We start from the raw sequence: 16,293 nt of genomic DNA on the forward strand, positions 1-16,293 counted from the left end.
TCAGCCTGCCCGGGCAATCACGCCACCGCCCAGGCACACCTCGCCGTCGTAGAGCACCGCCGACTGTCCCGGCGTGACGGCCCACTGGGGCTCGGCGAAGGCCAGCCGGAAGGCGCCGTTAGCGCCCTCGGCAAGAGTGCAGCCCGCATCGACCTGGCGGTAGCGCGACTTCGCGGCGTAGGCGCCCGCGGCCGGCGCCTCGCCGGCCACCCAGCTGGCGTCGTCCGCATCCAGGGCCGGCGACAGCAGCCACGGGTGGTCATGGCCTTGCACCACCCACAGCGTGTTGCTTTCGAGCTCCTTGCGTGCGACGAACCAGGGCGCATGCTCGCCGCCCCCGCGCGGCGCGCCCTTCGGCTTGACCCCGCCGATGCCCAGCCCCTGGCGCTGCCCCAGCGTATAGAAGCTCAGACCCTGATGCTCGCCGATGCGTCGTCCCCGATCGTCGCGGATGGGCCCAGGCTCCTTCGAGATGTAGCGGTTGAGGAACTCGCGGAAGGGCCGCTCGCCGATGAAGCAGATGCCGGTGGAGTCCTTCTTCTTCGCATTGGGCAGGCCGATCTCGTCGGCGATGCGGCGCACCTCGGTCTTGTGCAGCTCGCCGACCGGGAACATCGTCTTCGCCAGCTGCTGCTGGTTCAGGCGATGCAGGAAATAGCTCTGGTCCTTGGCCGGATCCAGTCCCTTGAGCAGCTCATGGCGGCCGGTCGCCGGATCGAAGCGCACGCGTGCGTAGTGACCGGTGGCGATCTTCTCGGCGCCCAGGCGCATCGCATGGTCGAGGAAGGCCTTGAACTTGATCTCGGCGTTGCACAGCACGTCGGGATTGGGCGTGCGGCCGGCCTGGTACTCGCGCAGGAACTCTGCGAACACCCGGTCCTTGTAGTCGGCCGCGAAGTTGACGTGCTCGATCTCGATGCCCAGCACATCGGCCACGCTGGCGGCATCGACGAAGTCGATGTTCGACGAGCAGTACTCGCTGTCGTCGTCGTCCTCCCAGTTCTTCATGAAGATGCCGACCACCTCGTGGCCCTGCTGCTTGAGCAGGTGCGCCGTGACCGCGGAGTCCACCCCGCCGCTCAGGCCCACCACGATGCGCTGCTTGTCCATGGGCGGCGATTGTCCCAGGCCGGCCAAGCCGGTGCCCGCGTCCGGGTAATCACCGAAGAGCGGCCGCCAAAGAAGTTTGAAAGAAGGGGCGCCGAGGTTCACACTGCAACGCCCGACCCGGAAGGAGCACCTATGGATCACCTCAGCGGCATGGACGCCTCGTTCCTGCACCTCGAGACGCCCGAGCAGCCGATGCACGTGGGCAGCCTGCAGCTGATCGATCTGCCGCCCGGCTACGAGGGCGATTTCGCCGAGGACGCCAAGAAGTACCTGAGTGGCCGCCTGCACCTGGCCTCGGTCTTCGTTCGCAAGCTGGCCATGATGCCCTTTGACCTCGCCAACCCGGTCTGGTTGGACGACGACGACCTGGACCTGGACCACCACATCCACCACGTGATCATGCCCCGGCCCGGCACCATGGCGCAGCTGGAGCGCCTGGTCGGGCGCCTGCACTCCTCGCTGCTGGACCGCAGCCGCCCGCTGTGGGAGATCCACATCATCGAGGGCCTGCAGACCGGCCAGGTGGCGCTCTACAGCAAGATGCACCATGCCGCCATCGACGGCCAGGCCGGCGTGGCGGTGGCCAAGGCGCTGTTCGACATCTCGGAGACACCGGCTCCGGTGAAACCGCCGCGCGCGACGCGCCGGGCCGAGTCCTCGCAGCTGGGCATGGCTGAGCTGGCCACGGCCGCCCTCAGCAACACGGTGCAGCAGTACGTGAAGCTGATCCAGTCGATCCCGGCCACGGCCAAGGCCATCGGCAGCGTGCTGGGCTCGTGGTCCGAGGCGGCGGGCCGGGGCGGCGGCTTCAAACTGCCCAAGAGCCTGCGGACCGCACCGAGGACACCGCTGAACGTCTCGATCACCAACCAGCGCTCCTTCGCGGCGCGCACGGTGTCGCTGGCCGAGGTGAAGCAGATGTCCAAGGCCACCGACACCAGCCTCAACGACATCGTCCTGGCCATCTGCGCCGGGGCACTCAAGCGCTACCTCGCCGACTACGGCTGCAAGCCCGACAAGCCGCTCGTCGCGGGCGTGCCGGTGTCGCTGCGCGAGCAAGGCAACACCGACTTCAACAACCAGGTGTCGGTGATGCTGGTGAGCCTGGCGACCGACATCACCGATCCGCTGGAGCGGCTCGCGGCCATCCACGAATCGTCGAGCGAGGGCAAGAAGCTCAGCGGCAACGTCAAGGCGGCGATCCCGACGGATTTTCCCTCGCTCGGGGTGCCGTCGCTGATGTCGGGGCTGGCCTCGCTCTACGGCCGCTCGGGCCTGGCCGACAAGCTGCCGCCGGCTGCCAACGTGGCCATCTCCAACGTGCCGGGGCCCTCCTTCGCGCTCTACTTCGCGGGGGCCAAGGTGGCGGCCTACTTCCCGGTCTCGATCCCGGGCCACGGGCTCGCGCTCAACATGACGGTGCAGAGCTACAACGGCGCGCTCGAATTCGGCCTCACGGCCTGCCGGCGGGCCGTGCCTGACGTCGCGGATCTGGGCGACTACGTGGTGGCGGAGCACCGCAAGCTGTACGGGCTGATCGTGGGCGACAAGGCGAAGGACACGGTGCCCGCGGCTACCGCCGCCGCACCAGCGACTGCATCACCGGCCACCGCGCCTGCTGCTGCGGCGCCCAAGCGCGCGGCCAGAAAGCGCGCCGCGCCCAAGGTGGTCGCCAAGAAGGTTGCGGCCAAGGCCGCGCGTCCGGCAGCAGCGCCTCGCAAGTCCGCCGCATCATCGAAGCGAGCCGCCCCTTTGAACTGAGGGCGCGCCTTCAGTCCCGCAGTCCGGCCAGGATCTCGTAGGACTTCAGCCGGGCCTGGTGGTCGAAGACCTGCGAGGTGATCATCAGCTCGTCGGCCCCGGTGCGCTCGACGAAGGCCTGCACGCCGGCTCGCACCGTCTCGCGTGACCCCACCGCGGCGCAGGACAGCACCGAATCGAGCAGCGCGTTCTCCGCCGGCCCGATGCGGGCGCGATAGTTCTCCACCGGCGGCGGCAGCCGCCCCGGCCTGCCGCTGCGCAGGTTGACGAAGGCCTGCTGCCACGAGCTCGAGCGGAACACGGCCTCCTCGTCGGTCTCGGCCGCGAACACGTTGAAGCCGAGCATCACGTAGGGCTTGGCCAATTGCTTCGAGGGCTTGAAGGTGTCGCGGTAGATGCGGATCGCCTGCATCAGCTGCTGCGGCGCGAAGTGGGAAGCGAAGGCATAGGGCAGGCCCAGGTGCGCCGCCAGCTGGGCGCCGAAGGTGCTGGAGCCGAGAATCCAGATCGGCACCTCCAGCCCCATGCCCGGCACAGCACGCACCGGCTGCTGCGGCTCCTTGGACATGAAGTCCATCAGTTCGACCACGTCCTGCGGGAACTGGTCGGCATCCGACTGCAGGTCGCGCCGCAGGGCCCGCGCGGTGCGCTGGTCGGAACCCGGTGCGCGGCCCAGGCCCAGGTCGATGCGGCCCGGGTAGAGCGACTCCAGCGTGCCGAACTGCTCGGCGATCACCAGCGGCGAGTGATTGGGCAGCATCACCCCGCCGGCGCCGATGCGGATGGTCGAGGTCCCCGCCCCCACGTACGCCAGCAGCACCGCCGTCGCCGCGCTCGCGATGCCCGGCATGCCGTGGTGCTCCGCGAGCCAGTAGCGCTGGTAGCCGAGGCGCTCACCATGCTGGGCGAGGCTGAGGGAGTTGCGGAAGGACTGCGCAGCATCGCTGCCGTCGGTGATGGGGGAAAGGTCGAGGATGGAGAAGGGCGGCATGATCGGCGGATCATGGCGCGAACCCGTCAATCCCGCTCGCGCAGGCCCATTTGCGGGTTCTGATAAAACGCCGCCCTATCGAGACTCCCCGAGGCCATCATGTCCGAACAGTTCTGGTTGATGAAGTCCGAACCCGACGATTGCTCGATCGACGATGCGCTGGCCGCATCCGACGCGACCGTGCCCTGGACCGGGGTGCGCGGCTGGCAGGCACGCAACTTCATGGCCAAGCAGATGCAGGTGGGCGACGGTGTGCTGTTCTACCACTCAAGCTGTCCGCAGCCAGGGATCGTCGGCATCGCGCGGGTGGCCTCGGGTGCGAAGCCCGACCCGACGCAGTTCGATCCGCAATCGCCCTATTACGACCCCGTCTCGAAGCCGGAGCACCCGCGCTGGGTGCTGGTGGACGTGCAGGCGCTGCGCAAGACGCGTCTGCTGGGCCTGCCCGAGATGCGGGCCACGCCAGAGCTGGCCGACATGATCGTGCTGCGCCGGGCCAACCGGCTGTCGATCACGCCGGTTGAGCCGGTGCATTGGCATCTGATCGTGGACAGGATGCTGGCCTGATCACCGCCAACATGGCGTCACCGGCGGCATCGGGATTTCCTGTCTGCCGCCGCGCCCATGTCAGAGAGCTGCCAGCGCGAGTTCGCCGCGCTGCTCGAGGTGAACCCAGTCGACCACTTCGCCGCCAGGCCGATAGCCGAGCACCAACTGCTGTAGTTGCTGCCGGATCAGTGGCGCGTCATTGACGTCGAGTGCGGCCTGCAGCCGCTCCAGCTGGGGCGCCAGTTCGGCCCAGGGCAGGAACTCGTCACGCGCCTTCATGATGCGGGGGTGTGACGTCGGCAACGGGTTGTCGCCGATGAGCAGCTCTTCGTAAAGCTTCTCGCCGGGCCTCAGACCGACCACCCGGATCTCGATGTCGCCCCCGGGGTTGTCGGCATCCCGCACCGTCATGCCCGAGAGCTCGACCATGCGCCGAGCCAAGTCGGCAATGCGCAGCGGCTCGCCCATGTCCAGCACGAACACCTCGCCGCCGCTCGCCATCGCCCCGGCCTGGATCACCAGCTGCGCGGCCTCGGGGATGGTCATGAAGTAGCGGGTGATGTCGCGGTGCGTCAGCGTGATCGGCCCCCCGTTCCTGATCTGCTGGCGGAACAACGGGACCACTGAACCTGAGGAGTCCAGCACGTTGCCGAAACGTACCATCGAGAAACGCGTGCCGCCGTGCCTGTGTGCGCCCTGCTCGGCCAGTGCCTGCAGGCCCATTTCTGCCAGGCGCTTGCTGCTGCCCATGATGTTGGTGGGCCGCACGGCCTTGTCGGTGCTGACCAGCACGAAATCGTGGACGCCGTGGGCAGCCGCTGTACCGGCGGTGACCAGGGTGCCGAACACGTTGTTGCGAACGCCCTCGGCCGGGTTGTGCTCCACCAGCGGCACATGCTTGTAGGCGGCGGCGTGGTAGACGGTGTGCGGATGCCAGGCAGCCATGATCTCGCGCATGCGGCGCGCATCCACGACAGAAGCCAGCAGTGGCACGATCCGCGGCGCCGCCGGACCCCGGCCTTCCAGCGCCTGCACCAGTTCGCGATGGATGGTGTAGAGCGCATATTCGGAGCGATCCACCAGCAGCAGCACGGAGGGATCTCCGTTGACGATCTGCCTGCACAGCTCGCTGCCGATGGAGCCGCCTGCGCCGGTCACCAGCACCACCTTGCGATGGATCTTCCTCGCCAGCAGGACGACATCCGGCGGCACGGATTCGCGGCCCAGCAGATCCTCGATATCCAGCTCGCGCAGATCGCTGACCTGAACCCTCCCCTGGGCCAGCGCCATCAGGCCTGGCAGGGTGCGCACCGAGACCCGGGCCTGCCGAACCTGCTCCAGGATCTCCTGGCGACGCCGGTGAGATGCCGAGGGAATGGCCAGGAAGATGTCGCTGATCTGCAGCGAGGCCACCTGCACCTTCAGCATCGCGGGGTCGAGGACCGGCAGGCCATGGATCAGGCCCCCATGCAGGCGTTTGTCGTCGTCAAGGAAGCCCACCATGCGCAATTCCGAGCTGCTGGACATCGCCTGCGCGAGCTTGCGGCCGGCGTCGCCTGCGCCATAGATCAGGACCCGCGGCTGCAACCTGCGCGCCAATGCGGCTTGATAGAGACCGCCCAGCCACCAGCGCGCGATGACGCGCGATGCGCCTACGCACAGCAACAGCAGCAGGGGCTGGATCAGGCCCACCGAGCGCGGGAGGCCGGGAACACCGATCAACGAGAACACCAGGCCGTACAGCCCGGCATAGATCGCTATCGCCTTCATGACCGTCACCAGAGCCGGCCAGCCGCTGTAGCGAAAGATGGCACGGTACAGGCCCAATTTGACGAACAGGGGCAGGGCGAGCGCGAGCGACCCGCCGACCGCCCAGCCGTCACGGGCCGAGGGCAGCACCCAGTCTTCCAGTCGCAGCGACAGGGCAAGCCAGACGGTGAGCGCACACAGGACAGCGTCAAGCCCCAAAGCCAATGCACGTTTGGCAGCACGAGGCAGGGCCAGCAGCGGGGCGGCAGCCTTGTTCAGAAGAATGGAATGCTCATTCATCGGCCGACCTCGGCGCACGGCGCCATGCTGGAACGAAGTCGATCGCGCTGCCAAGCAGCCATCCACACAGCAGCCCAATACCGTCCGCCAGCAGATCCGCCCATTCGGCAAAGCGATCGGGGGTGAGCGATTGCAGGCATTCGATGGCTGCGCCGTAGCCCAGCAAACCGAGCAGCAGCAACGAGACCGCGCGCTTCGGGTACGCCCAGCGCCCCAGCATCATCAGCACGGCGAAACCCAGCACGTGATTGCTCTTGTCCCAGCCGGTGGTAGGCAACTGTGGCGACGGTGGGAGGATCGAAAGGACCAGCATCGCCAGCGCCACGCTCCAGAAAGCACCACGCCATGCCTTGAGCCGGTGCCTTGTCAGCCAGATTTTCATCAGTGCACCACTCCTTCCCGCGCCAGAACCCTGGCGCCGGTCAGCCACAGGATCCGGAGATCGAACCAGACCGACCGATGGCGCAGGTATTCGATGTCCAGTTTCACCTTGTCGGTGATCGAGAGTTCGTCCCGGCCGTTCACCTGCGCCCACCCGGTGAGGCCCGGTACCAGTTCATGAACGCCGTGTCGGGTTCTGAGCTCGATGAGATCCTGCTGATTGAACAAGGCCGGGCGAGGACCGACGAAGCTCATCTCGCCTCTCAAGATGCTCCACAGCTGCGGCAGTTCGTCCAGGCTGCTCTTGCGCAGGAAGCCCCCGATAGGGGTGAGATGCGACGTCGCATCGGCCAGCAGGTGGGTGGCGACCGCCGGCGTGCCGACCCGCATGCTGCGGAACTTGGGCATCTTGAAGATGCGGTTGTGGCAGCCGACACGGTCGGACCAGTAAAGAATCGGGCCGGCGGACGTGAGCCGGACCAACAGGGCCAGGAGCAGCACCGGTATGGCCAGCGCGACCACGGCCATCGACGCCAGCACGAGATCAAGCAGCCGTTTCATGCGCATGCCCTTTCACTGCTCTTGCCAGGCCCTCATCCAGGCTCCACGGAGGCCGCCACCCCAGCAGTTCGCAGGTGCGACGGGGATCCACTTGCAGGGAGTCGCACAGGCGCCGGGCCACGCCCGCCTTGCCCACGGCCGTCGCCCCCAGCCTCAGCCATGCACAGGGCACGGGGAACATGCGCGCGGGACGGCCCAGCGCCTGCCCGAGCCGACGCAGCAGTTGCGTCGTCGAGATATCTTCGCCGTCGGAAACGAGAAAGATCTGCCCCGGCGCCGCGGTGTGCGTCATGCATGTCACGATGAGATCGATCAGGTTGTCCAGCCCGACAAGGCTGCGCTGGTTGTCGACGGCACCCAGCGGCAAAGGCCATCCACGCTGAAGCCAGCGCTCCATGGTCGCGAAGTTGCCTTTGGCGCCGGGCCCGTGGACCAGCGGGGGGCGAATGATCACCAGTTCCATGCCCGAGCTTTCCGCGATCCGGCGCAAGCCCGTCTCCGCCTCGAGCTTGCTCAGGCCGTAGGCATCCTGAGGGCGCGGCGTGTCATCCGGCCGGAAGCACTCGCCCGGCGGGGTCGACTCCCCATTGACCTTGATCGAGCTGAGGAAGACAAAGCGCCGAACACCGGCGGCAGCCGCGCTACGGGCGAGTTGCAGCGTGCCTTCGACGTTCACCGCGCGGAATGCGGCGAGTGCGTTCGCAGCGCGAACACCCAGGACATGCGCGTGTGCCGCACAGTGCACGACCACCTCGGTGCCTTGCACGGCGTCCTGCCAAGCGGTGCTGCCGGAAAGCTCACCGACTGTGCAATGCAGCACGCCGCTCGGCCAGACGCCGCCGGGCAGGCGGGTCGCAACGTTGACCTCCAGGCTCTGCCAGGCGCTGAGCGACGCCAGGCGTTGCACAAGCGCGCCGCCGACGAAGCCCGTCGCGCCGGTGATCAGAACCTTCATGCGGTCACCTCGCGCCACACCTGCATCGTCTGGTCCGCGACGAGCTCCTGCGAGAACTGCTGTTCCACCAGGAGGCGTCCTTGCGTGCCCATTCGCCGGCGCAAAGGTACGTCCATGAGCAGCGTCTCGAGTGCATCGGCCAGCGCAGGGACATCGCCCGCGGGCGCGAGCAGGCCGTTTCCGCCATGGACGACCACTTCGCGGCAACCCGGCACATCGAAAGCCACGATCGGCTTGGCGCAACTGGCTGCTTCGAGCAGCGCCTTGGGCAATCCCTCGCGGCGGGAAGGCAGGCAGACCACGTCGGCCTGGGCCAATGCCGCGGGCATGTCGTCGCGACGCCCCCAGCACTCCACCACACCTTCCGCGCGCCATGAGGCCAACTGCTCCAGCGCCACGCAGGCGGGGTTGTGCTCGTCACGGTCCCCGACCAGGGCGAAGCGCGCGCGCGTGCCGCGCCGGCGCAGGATCCGCGCGGCTTCGACGAACTCGCCCACACCCTTGTCCCACAAAAGACGGGCAGGCAGCATGACCAACGCCTCGCCGCCGTGCTCGGGTGTCGGCGCAAACGCGCCGGTGTCGACGCCGGCGCCACGGATGAGGCGCACCTTTCCGGCCTCGATGGATCGGGCATTCAGCAGCAGCGCCCGGTCGTCGGGGTTCTGGACGATCAAGCGCGTCGACGGCCCGCTGAACGAGAGGCGAAGTGCCTGCATCACGAGCGGTCGCAGTACGCGCGCCAATAGCCGCGTCGACGCGAACACGAAGCCCAGGCCTCCGAGGGCATAGACTTTGCCGCAGGGTTGCTGCGCGATCGACGCGAGAGCGCTGTAGAGCACGGGCTTCAGCGCCACTGCATGCACGATGGAAGGCTTGAAGCTGCGAAGTGCATCCCGAAGTTCGCGCACCGCGCGCCACTCGCGCAGCAGAGCACCCGAGCGCCGCTCGAGCGACCACTCGAACACCTCGATGCCTGCCTCCTCGAGCCGCCGCCGGTGAACCGAGAGCCGGCACAAGACGGCGACACGGTAGCCGGCATCAAGGGCACGCAGCGCCAGGTGGAGCCGATGGGAAACGAAGTACCAGTCCTCCGACACGACGAACAGAAGGCGCTTCATGAAAGAGCCCCCTGCCCCTCTATCCAGCTCTGGAACATCAGGACTGTCCACAGCTGACGCGCCCAGTTGCGCTGTCCGCTCGTATGCTCCGCCCACTTGCGACGGATCGGCGCGGGATGGAAGTAACCCTGCCGCAAAAGCCGCGGCTCGGCCAGCAGTTCCTCGGCCCAGCCTCGCAGCGGCCCGCGCAGCCATTCGCCCAGGGGAATGCCGAATCCCATCTTCGGCCGCTCGATCAACTCGCGTGGCACGTACCTGTGCAAAACCTCCCGAAGAATCCACTTGCTCACGCCTGCGCGCTTCTTGTAGCCCAATGGCAGGCTCCAGGCGAACTCCACCACGCGGTGGTCGAGCATGGGGACACGGGTCTCCAGGCTGCAGTCCATGGCCGCGCGATCCACCTTGCACAGGATGTCGTCCGGCAGATAGCTCTGCATATCCAGCGCCATCAGCCGGTGGACGAACGAGCCGCCGGTGGGCTGCCGGGCCGCATCGGTCAGGATGGTCAGCGGCTCGATGCCGTCAATCACAACCGCGGCCGGATCCGGCCATGCACTCACCAGCAGGCGGTAGAGTTCCATCTCTCCGGCCGCCGCCAGGATGCCGGCGCCCTTGTGAAGGGTATCGCCCCAGTTCCTCGCCTGCTGGCGGGCCGGCAGCAAGCGCTGCGCCGGCTTCAGCAAGCGATTCCATGCCGACGGAGACAGCGCGACCAGGCTCGCAGCGGCCAGCCGCCGCATGCTTCGCGGCATCTGCGCGATGCGGCGCCACAGCCGGTGCGCGAGCCAGTAGCGCTGATAGCCGCCGAACAGCTCGTCTCCCCCATCGCCGCTCAACGACACAGTGACATGGCCCCGCGCCAACTGGCTGACGAGGTAAGTCGGGATCTGCGAACTGTCGGCGAACGGCTCGCAATAGATGCGGGGCAGCGCGGGGATGACCGCCAGCGCGTGGTGGTGGGACATGTACAGCTCGGTGTGCGCCGTTCCCAAATGCCTCGCCACGGCCCGGGCATGCACGGCTTCGTCGTAACCCGCTTCCTCGAAGCCGATGGTGAAGGTCCTGACCGGCGGTGCGCCCCGCTCCTTCGCGAGCGCCTGCATCAGGGCAACCACAGTGCTGCTGTCCACGCCGCCCGACAACAGCGCGCCGAGGGGCACGTCGGCCATCAATTGGCCGGCGATGGCCTGCCTCAACAGCGCGTCCAGGGCATCCACCGCCTGCGCCGGCGTGCCGGCGAAAGTCTGCGCCAGCCCCTGCTCGACCACCGTCTTGCCGCTCCAGTAGTCGCTGACGCGGGGCGTGCGGTCATGCAGGCCTATCGTGAGCAGATGGCCGGGCGGCAACTTGGCGATGCCCTGACGGATGCTATAGGGCGCAGGAACGCAGCTGTGCCGCATGAAGAGCGCCAACGCATGGCGGCAGACCGGCGCGTCAAAGGCTGGATGCGCCTGTAGGGCCTTGAGCTCGGAACCGAAGAGAAAGGCGGCGTCTTCACCCACGCCCTGCCAGCCGTAGTACAGCGGCTTCTCTCCGAGGCGATCCCGCCCAAGCGTCAGCACGCGCTCTTGTCTGTCCCAGGCCGCGAAAGCGAACATGCCAACACACTTCCCGAGCATCTTCTCGATGCCCCAGGCATCGAAGCCTGCCAGGAGGGTCTCGGTATCCGAACGGCCGCGCCAGCCTGTCGCACCATGGGCCTGCAGTTCGCGGCGCAGTTCCAGGTGGTTGTAGATCTCGCCATTGAATGCCAGCACATAGCGTCCGCCGCCGGAGGCCATGGGCTGATGGCCGGCATCCGACAGGTCCACGATGGCAAGGCGGCGGTGACCCAGGGCTGCACCGGCCTGCGCATCCAGCCAGTAACCCGCGTCGTCTGGCCCGCGCCTGGCGATGGCATTGGCCATGTCGCGCAGCACGGGCTCGCCCCAGTGGGCTGCCCGGGCCGAAAGAAATCCGACGAAACCGCACATGGCTTGCTCTTTCCTCCCGGCCTCAATGCCGGCTCTTCAGTACGTCGAGGTATATCGCCTCGAAGCGATCGCGCGTGCGCGCCATCGTGAACTCTGCGGCGATGCGGGCATGCGCGCGTGCGCCCAGCGCGTCCCGCTCGGCGGCCGACATGCGAAGCAAGCGCGCCATGCCGGCCGCGAGCGCTGCCGCGTCTTCCCTCGGAACCACGACGCCGCATTCGCCCAGCAGGTGGGCGGCGTCGCCGGCATCCGTCACCACGCAGGCCCTGCGCATGGCCATCGCTTCGCCAACGACGTTCGGAAAGCCCTCGGTGCGCGACGGCAGGCAGAAGACATCCAGAGCGGCCAGGCAGGCCGGCACGTCTTCCCGCTGGCCGAGCAGCCGGAAGCGATCGCCGTGGCCCGTCTCGTCGATCCAGCGCCTCAACGTCCTGTTGTCGTCGTCGCAACCGCGACCCACCATCAGAAAGCGGGCCTCCGGATGTGCGCGCGCAAGCAGTCCGGCAGCGCGAACGAAGTTGCGTGGATCCTTGCTTTCGTGAAAGCGTCCCACGGTACCGACGACCAGGGCGTCCCGCTCCAGGCCGGCCCTGGCACGTACCGCCGCTGCCTGTGCAGATGTTGCCTGCAGGCGCGCCAGATCGAAGCCGTTGGGCACGACCACCATCCGACGTCTGTCGTATCCCAACGCCACGTGCCGGCGGCGCGACGCCTCGGCCGCACAGACAGTGACGCACGGCACCCGTCTCGACAGCCGGGCACACAGCCAGCGCACCATCGCCGTGGCACGCGCGCCACCAGCAGCGACCTCGGTCGTTCGAATGCCCCAGATGATGCTCTGCCTGCCGGCGAGGCGTGCCGCCAGGCCGCCAAGCAGGTCGGCGTGATACATCCAGGTCTGCACGATGTCGGGACGTGCCTTCCGGATCATCCGTGTCAACGTGAACATCTTCGGGAGCACATCGAGCGCGCCCCGCAACCCGAGCGCTTCGACCTCGACGCCCTGCGCCCTGAGCTCGGCACCCACCGGTCCCGGCGTGGTCAGCACGATGACACTGTGGCGATAGCGGGCGTCCTGGGCGTATGCCTGGATCAGCCGCTTGAGCATGAGCTCCGCCCCCCCGATATCCAGGCCCACGATGACGTGGACGATGCGTGTCGTGCATTCGCCTCTCACGCCACGCTCCTCAATAGCCGGGCCAACCGGGGCGCCACCGTGTTCTGCGCATAGTGCGTCTCGACGATCCGACGGCCGAGGCGACCCATGCGGACCGCCATGGCATCGTCGAGCAGCAGGAAGGACATGGCATCCACCCATTCGTCGGTCGTACTGGCCGGCAGGCCGCAGGGCCCCTGCGCCAGGACCTCGGCATTCATGCCGACCGGCGACACCACCACCGGAAGGCCGACAGCCATGTAAGTCAGCATCTTGAAGCTGCACTTGCCACGCGCCCAGAGACTGTCCTCCAGCGGCATGAGCCCCACCGTGAATTCATGCAGCACCGCCACTTCCCGCTCGGGCGTCCAGCGCTCGTAAAGGACCTGACCGGGGGGCAGAAGCCTGAATTCGGGCTGCCTGTCTGACACCACCTTAAACACCGCGTCGGGCACGCTCTTCAACAACTTCAGCAGCGCGGGCTCGATGTCATGGAGATACCTGAAATTCGACGAGGTACCGGACCACCCGATCACTGGTCGCGAGGGGAGGGGCGCCGCTCGCAGCGTGAAACGCGCCGTGTCGACGGCAGTAGGAAGGACTTCCACGCGGCCATGCCGGGAAAAATGTTCCGCGAGGAAGGCATTGCCGCAGAGGGTCATCGCGGCGGAACGCGCGATGCGATCCGCACTGCCGCCCCGGGGGCCGAGGAAGATCGCGTCGTCCACGTCGAAGACGAAAGGTCGCCGCAGGAGAGGTTCCCACGTGCGGAGGGTCGCTATCAGCGGGCGCTGGAGGAAGCGCAGGTCGTGGCGATTCGAACGCAGGACGCGAGCGAAATTCTCGGCAAGCGACCCGGCCAACCATAACGGCCGCAAGCCCCGCGCGCCCGGCGCAAAAGCACCCGCCCGGCTCGGAATCTCGGACGCATCCAGGCCGGAACGCCTCAACTCGCCGACATATTGCTGCCAGCGAAATCTGGCGCTGGGAACCCCCGCGCCCGGCGTCAGAGCCAGAACGCTAAGTCTTCCGGAAGACAAGATTCGCTCCTGTGACGATGAAAAGCAATTTCAGAAAAAAATAAGCATTGGCGCCGAACATGTCGGAAAAAACAGAGAGCAGGGCAGCCGAAAACAAAAACCCTCCCATCAACAGATGAAGAATCCCGTTATCTCTACGGGCATGATGAAACCCTGCCCAGCAGCCATACAAAAACATGATCAAGACAATCCCAAACCATCCGTATTTCGGGTAAATCGAGAAGAAAATGGAATAAACATTTCCAAGATCACCCCGCACCGAAAAAGCCATGAAATCCTGATGCAATGGAGGCCTGACGCACAGATTGAATTTCTCGAGTACATGACAAGGAAAAATCAATGCATCCCAAGTTGGGTTGATTCTTGATGGATCCTCGAAGTATCTGGAAAAAAGAATTGGGCCTTGCAGCAGATAATCGAAAAACCCCTTTGCCGACTGCGCAAAAACTTCCAGCCAAGCATCATCGATACCGGCATCTATCTTTCCGACCAGCAGATTTCCCACGACCAGAACGGCCACAAATGCCAAGGCAAACACTGTTCCAGCCCGGAATGACATCCTTCCGCCCAAGGAAAAGTAGATATAGGCCAGCGCCAGAATCAGGAAAACCAGGTTGCTTCTGCCATTGACAAAAATAATCAGAAGAACCCAAGGAGCCGATAGAGACAACAGTACCCAGAACCAGATCTTCTTCCGCATCCATCCCGTCATCAGCATCGGCACAAACAGCAGGCCGACAAGCAAATAATTGCCCACGACAGGTCCGACTGATTCTTCACCGCTCACGGCACTCGATCTCAGATAGTAGGCGGCGGCCCATATGTCCTTGGATCCACTCACCATCTCCTCGATTTCTCTCCAGGAAAGGGGCAGCATCACTGCGTGAAGAGCGACACAGGCCCAAGCGATCTTTTTGTAGTTCAAAGCATCGGCGCCAATCTCTTTCGGTGATACGCGCATTGATCCAGCGACCAGAGCTCCGATCGCAAAACAGAAGGCACCCACGACAAAAACCAGGAAGGCGGCAGCCGACAACTGGAAATATCCGAATGGGGCAGCCAGCCCGAGCAAGATAATGGCCGCGCCCCAGACTGCCGGAAACACGATGGCTGGATGAAGAACGTCCCCGCGCAGACCAAGACAGGCAGTAGCCGCCAATACCAGGAGCCCCCCGATGAAAAGACTTGCCAGCACAGGCCGCCGCCGATCAGAGCGCGCTTCTGCGCAGGACGCGGACCCGCTGCATCAGAAGGGAGCGAGCGCCCGCAAGGTCAATGGCGATCACGACCGCGGAAAAAGCGACCCCTCCCATCACTGCGCGAAGGAGCAGATCCAGCAGCGCATGGCCGCTGGCCACCGGCGGGAGGGCGCAGCCGAGGGCCATCGCACCGAGCGCCAGCACCATGCCGAGCAGATCGCCCGATGAAGTCGGGTACACGCCCAGTCGCCTGCCGAGGAACCAGCTCACCGTCGTGCCCAGCAGGTACGCCGCCGTAGTCGACATGGCCGCGCCACGCGCACCGAACATCGGTATCAGGACGAGGTTCAACGAAAAATTGCTGCCTGCCATCACGGTCGTGACCCCCAACTGGACACGGGTCGTCTTGGCGAGTTGAAAGGCGATGTCCAGGAAGTAGCTTCTGAAGCATCCGAATCCGATAGCCAGGGCAATCCACGGGATCAGTCCTGCGGCTTCCTTCTGTATGGCCGCGCCCAGAACGAGCCGCGATATCTCCGGAGCAAGCCCAATGAAGCCCCCCACGATCAAGGGCATCCCCGTCACCATGGCGCGAGACAACGGCAACATGGCTGCACGGGCGGCCAAGGTACCGCCACTTTCCCATGCCATCGTGATGCGCGAGTAGCTTGAGAGAAAGAGCACATTCAGCAAGGCGCCCACTGTCTGCTGCGTGAGATCGTAGGACGCCGCATAAGCCGCCACCGAGGCTGCACCGAACCACCAGCCGATCATGAAGCGGCCCGACATATCCAGCACCATGATCGTCAGATAGGTCAAGGTGAGCGGCAAACCGTAGACGACCATCTGGCGGCGCAGTGAAGCGTCGCCGTGTCGTGTTCCACACTGGAGGCGCCCCCCCAGGCACAGAACGGTGACGATCGCCGCCAGCGCAACACCGAGTACGGCCCCGGTGCCGGCCAGTCCCAGTTGCACCATGAGCACTGAAAAAACCAGTGCGAGGGCTCCGCGGAGTCCCGTCAGGAGCCCATAGCGGCGAACCTGGCCGCGGGCATTGGCGACCTGCAACGCCAGGCTGAAAAGCCCCATCCCGACCGCCCCGATGCCGACGCCCAGCGTGAGCAGAGGAGCGAGCCTGGCCGACGGAGTCCACACCAAAAGCACTGTCAACACGAGCATCAGCGCGGAGGCAACGCACAGCAGGAGCCGATACGCCTCACCCAGCAACGCCTCGGGGTCGTCCCGGTGAGCGGCGTAGAAGCGCGAAACGGAAACCGCGATCCATTGAAAGAAGACGGATGCGGCGATTCCTATCGCCGCGGCTCCCAATGCATAGAGCCCGTACTCCTCTGCCGTGAGGGTGCGCGTCAATGCATAGATCGCCCCCAGCGACAACACGCCGTTGACGAAGCGGACAACCAAGTAGACGAAGGAATCCTTGAACACCGGG

The 16,293-nt window shown here is 66.0% G+C and carries 14 protein-coding genes; 2 read left to right on the forward strand and 12 right to left on the reverse strand.

What is annotated here, in order from left to right; all coding sequences use genetic code 11:
- Positions 1-1,110: a tRNA 2-thiouridine(34) synthase MnmA gene (gene mnmA, locus A8M77_RS26810; protein ID WP_086924573.1), complete on the reverse strand. Its 1,110-nt coding sequence runs from the start codon at positions 1,108-1,110 to the stop codon at positions 1-3.
- Between the two features lie 132 nt (positions 1,111-1,242).
- On the opposite strand from mnmA, the gene A8M77_RS26815 reads away from it, so the two are divergent.
- Complete coding sequence (locus A8M77_RS26815) at positions 1,243-2,871, forward strand: WS/DGAT/MGAT family O-acyltransferase (RefSeq protein ID WP_086924574.1); 1,629 nt, start codon at positions 1,243-1,245, stop codon at positions 2,869-2,871.
- 10 nt (positions 2,872-2,881) lie between these two features.
- Here the strand turns inward: A8M77_RS26815 and A8M77_RS26820 are convergent, their stop codons facing one another.
- A complete protein-coding gene (locus A8M77_RS26820; RefSeq protein ID WP_086924595.1) occupies positions 2,882-3,862 on the reverse strand; it encodes an LLM class flavin-dependent oxidoreductase in 981 nt (326 codons plus the stop codon).
- Positions 3,863-3,961: 99 nt separating this feature from the next.
- Here A8M77_RS26820 and A8M77_RS26825 point away from each other — a divergent pair, with 99 nt between their 5' ends.
- Positions 3,962-4,429 (forward strand): EVE domain-containing protein, encoded by a 468-nt coding sequence (locus A8M77_RS26825; protein ID WP_086924575.1) that lies wholly within the window; start codon positions 3,962-3,964, stop codon positions 4,427-4,429.
- 60 nt (positions 4,430-4,489) lie between these two features.
- Here A8M77_RS26825 and A8M77_RS26830 read toward each other — a convergent pair whose 3' ends face one another.
- Genes A8M77_RS26830 through A8M77_RS26875 form a run of 10 tightly spaced genes read right to left on the reverse strand, consistent with a single transcriptional unit; the run spans position 4,490 to position 16,289 of the window.
- Entirely contained in the window at positions 4,490-6,460 is a 1,971-nt protein-coding gene (locus tag A8M77_RS26830; protein ID WP_086924576.1) for a polysaccharide biosynthesis protein, read from the reverse strand.
- On the reverse strand, positions 6,453-6,842 hold the full coding sequence (locus A8M77_RS26835; RefSeq protein ID WP_238136979.1) for a VanZ family protein: 390 nt from the start codon (positions 6,840-6,842) through the stop codon (positions 6,453-6,455). The genes A8M77_RS26830 and A8M77_RS26835 overlap by 8 nt, the downstream gene beginning before the upstream one ends.
- Positions 6,842-7,402, reverse strand: a complete 561-nt coding sequence (locus A8M77_RS26840; RefSeq protein ID WP_086924597.1) for a sugar transferase — start codon at positions 7,400-7,402, stop codon at positions 6,842-6,844. The genes A8M77_RS26835 and A8M77_RS26840 overlap by 1 nt, the downstream gene beginning before the upstream one ends.
- Complete coding sequence (locus A8M77_RS26845) at positions 7,386-8,357, reverse strand: UDP-glucose 4-epimerase family protein (protein ID WP_086924577.1); 972 nt, start codon at positions 8,355-8,357, stop codon at positions 7,386-7,388. The genes A8M77_RS26840 and A8M77_RS26845 overlap by 17 nt, the downstream gene beginning before the upstream one ends.
- Complete coding sequence (locus A8M77_RS26850; RefSeq protein WP_086924578.1) at positions 8,354-9,475, reverse strand: glycosyltransferase family 4 protein; 1,122 nt, start codon at positions 9,473-9,475, stop codon at positions 8,354-8,356. Before A8M77_RS26850 ends, A8M77_RS26845 begins: the two co-directional genes overlap by 4 nt.
- Positions 9,472-11,448 carry an asparagine synthase (glutamine-hydrolyzing) gene (gene asnB, locus A8M77_RS26855; RefSeq protein ID WP_086924579.1) on the reverse strand — a complete coding sequence of 659 codons (1,977 nt, stop codon included), beginning with the start codon at positions 11,446-11,448 and terminating at the stop codon, positions 9,472-9,474. Before asnB ends, A8M77_RS26850 begins: the two co-directional genes overlap by 4 nt.
- Positions 11,449-11,470: 22 nt before the next feature.
- Positions 11,471-12,625 (reverse strand): glycosyltransferase family 4 protein, encoded by a 1,155-nt coding sequence (locus A8M77_RS26860; RefSeq protein WP_238136980.1) that lies wholly within the window; start codon positions 12,623-12,625, stop codon positions 11,471-11,473.
- Positions 12,622-13,644, reverse strand: a complete 1,023-nt coding sequence (locus A8M77_RS36985; protein WP_086924581.1) for a glycosyltransferase — start codon at positions 13,642-13,644, stop codon at positions 12,622-12,624. Before A8M77_RS36985 ends, A8M77_RS26860 begins: the two co-directional genes overlap by 4 nt.
- On the reverse strand, positions 13,625-14,839 hold the full coding sequence (locus tag A8M77_RS26870; protein WP_086924582.1) for an O-antigen polymerase: 1,215 nt from the start codon (positions 14,837-14,839) through the stop codon (positions 13,625-13,627). The genes A8M77_RS36985 and A8M77_RS26870 overlap by 20 nt, the downstream gene beginning before the upstream one ends.
- 13 nt (positions 14,840-14,852) lie before the next feature.
- Entirely contained in the window at positions 14,853-16,289 is a 1,437-nt protein-coding gene (locus A8M77_RS26875) for a lipopolysaccharide biosynthesis protein (RefSeq protein ID WP_086924583.1), read from the reverse strand.
- Positions 16,290-16,293 lie beyond the last annotated feature (4 nt).

Source organism: Variovorax sp. JS1663 (assembly GCF_002157355.1).
Taxonomy (GTDB): Bacteria; Pseudomonadota; Gammaproteobacteria; order Burkholderiales; family Burkholderiaceae_C; genus Variovorax.

What these genes read in the sequence shown, in the direction of transcription:
- asnB (WP_086924579.1), bottom strand. Translation starts at nt 11,448, where the DNA reads ATGTGCGGTTTCGTCGGATTTCTTTCGGCCCGGGCAGCCCACTGGGGC.
- A8M77_RS26835 (WP_238136979.1), bottom strand. Translation starts at nt 6,842, where the DNA reads ATGAAAATCTGGCTGACAAGGCACCGGCTCAAGGCATGGCGTGGTGCT.
- A8M77_RS26825 (WP_086924575.1), top strand. Translation starts at nt 3,962, where the DNA reads ATGTCCGAACAGTTCTGGTTGATGAAGTCCGAACCCGACGATTGCTCG.
- A8M77_RS26850 (WP_086924578.1), bottom strand. Translation starts at nt 9,475, where the DNA reads ATGAAGCGCCTTCTGTTCGTCGTGTCGGAGGACTGGTACTTCGTTTCC.
- A8M77_RS26815 (WP_086924574.1), top strand. Translation starts at nt 1,243, where the DNA reads ATGGATCACCTCAGCGGCATGGACGCCTCGTTCCTGCACCTCGAGACG.
- A8M77_RS26845 (WP_086924577.1), bottom strand. Translation starts at nt 8,357, where the DNA reads ATGAAGGTTCTGATCACCGGCGCGACGGGCTTCGTCGGCGGCGCGCTT.
- A8M77_RS26830 (WP_086924576.1), bottom strand. Translation starts at nt 6,460, where the DNA reads ATGAATGAGCATTCCATTCTTCTGAACAAGGCTGCCGCCCCGCTGCTG.
- A8M77_RS26820 (WP_086924595.1), bottom strand. Translation starts at nt 3,862, where the DNA reads ATGCCGCCCTTCTCCATCCTCGACCTTTCCCCCATCACCGACGGCAGC.
- A8M77_RS26840 (WP_086924597.1), bottom strand. Translation starts at nt 7,402, where the DNA reads ATGAAACGGCTGCTTGATCTCGTGCTGGCGTCGATGGCCGTGGTCGCG.
- mnmA (WP_086924573.1), bottom strand. Translation starts at nt 1,110, where the DNA reads ATGGACAAGCAGCGCATCGTGGTGGGCCTGAGCGGCGGGGTGGACTCC.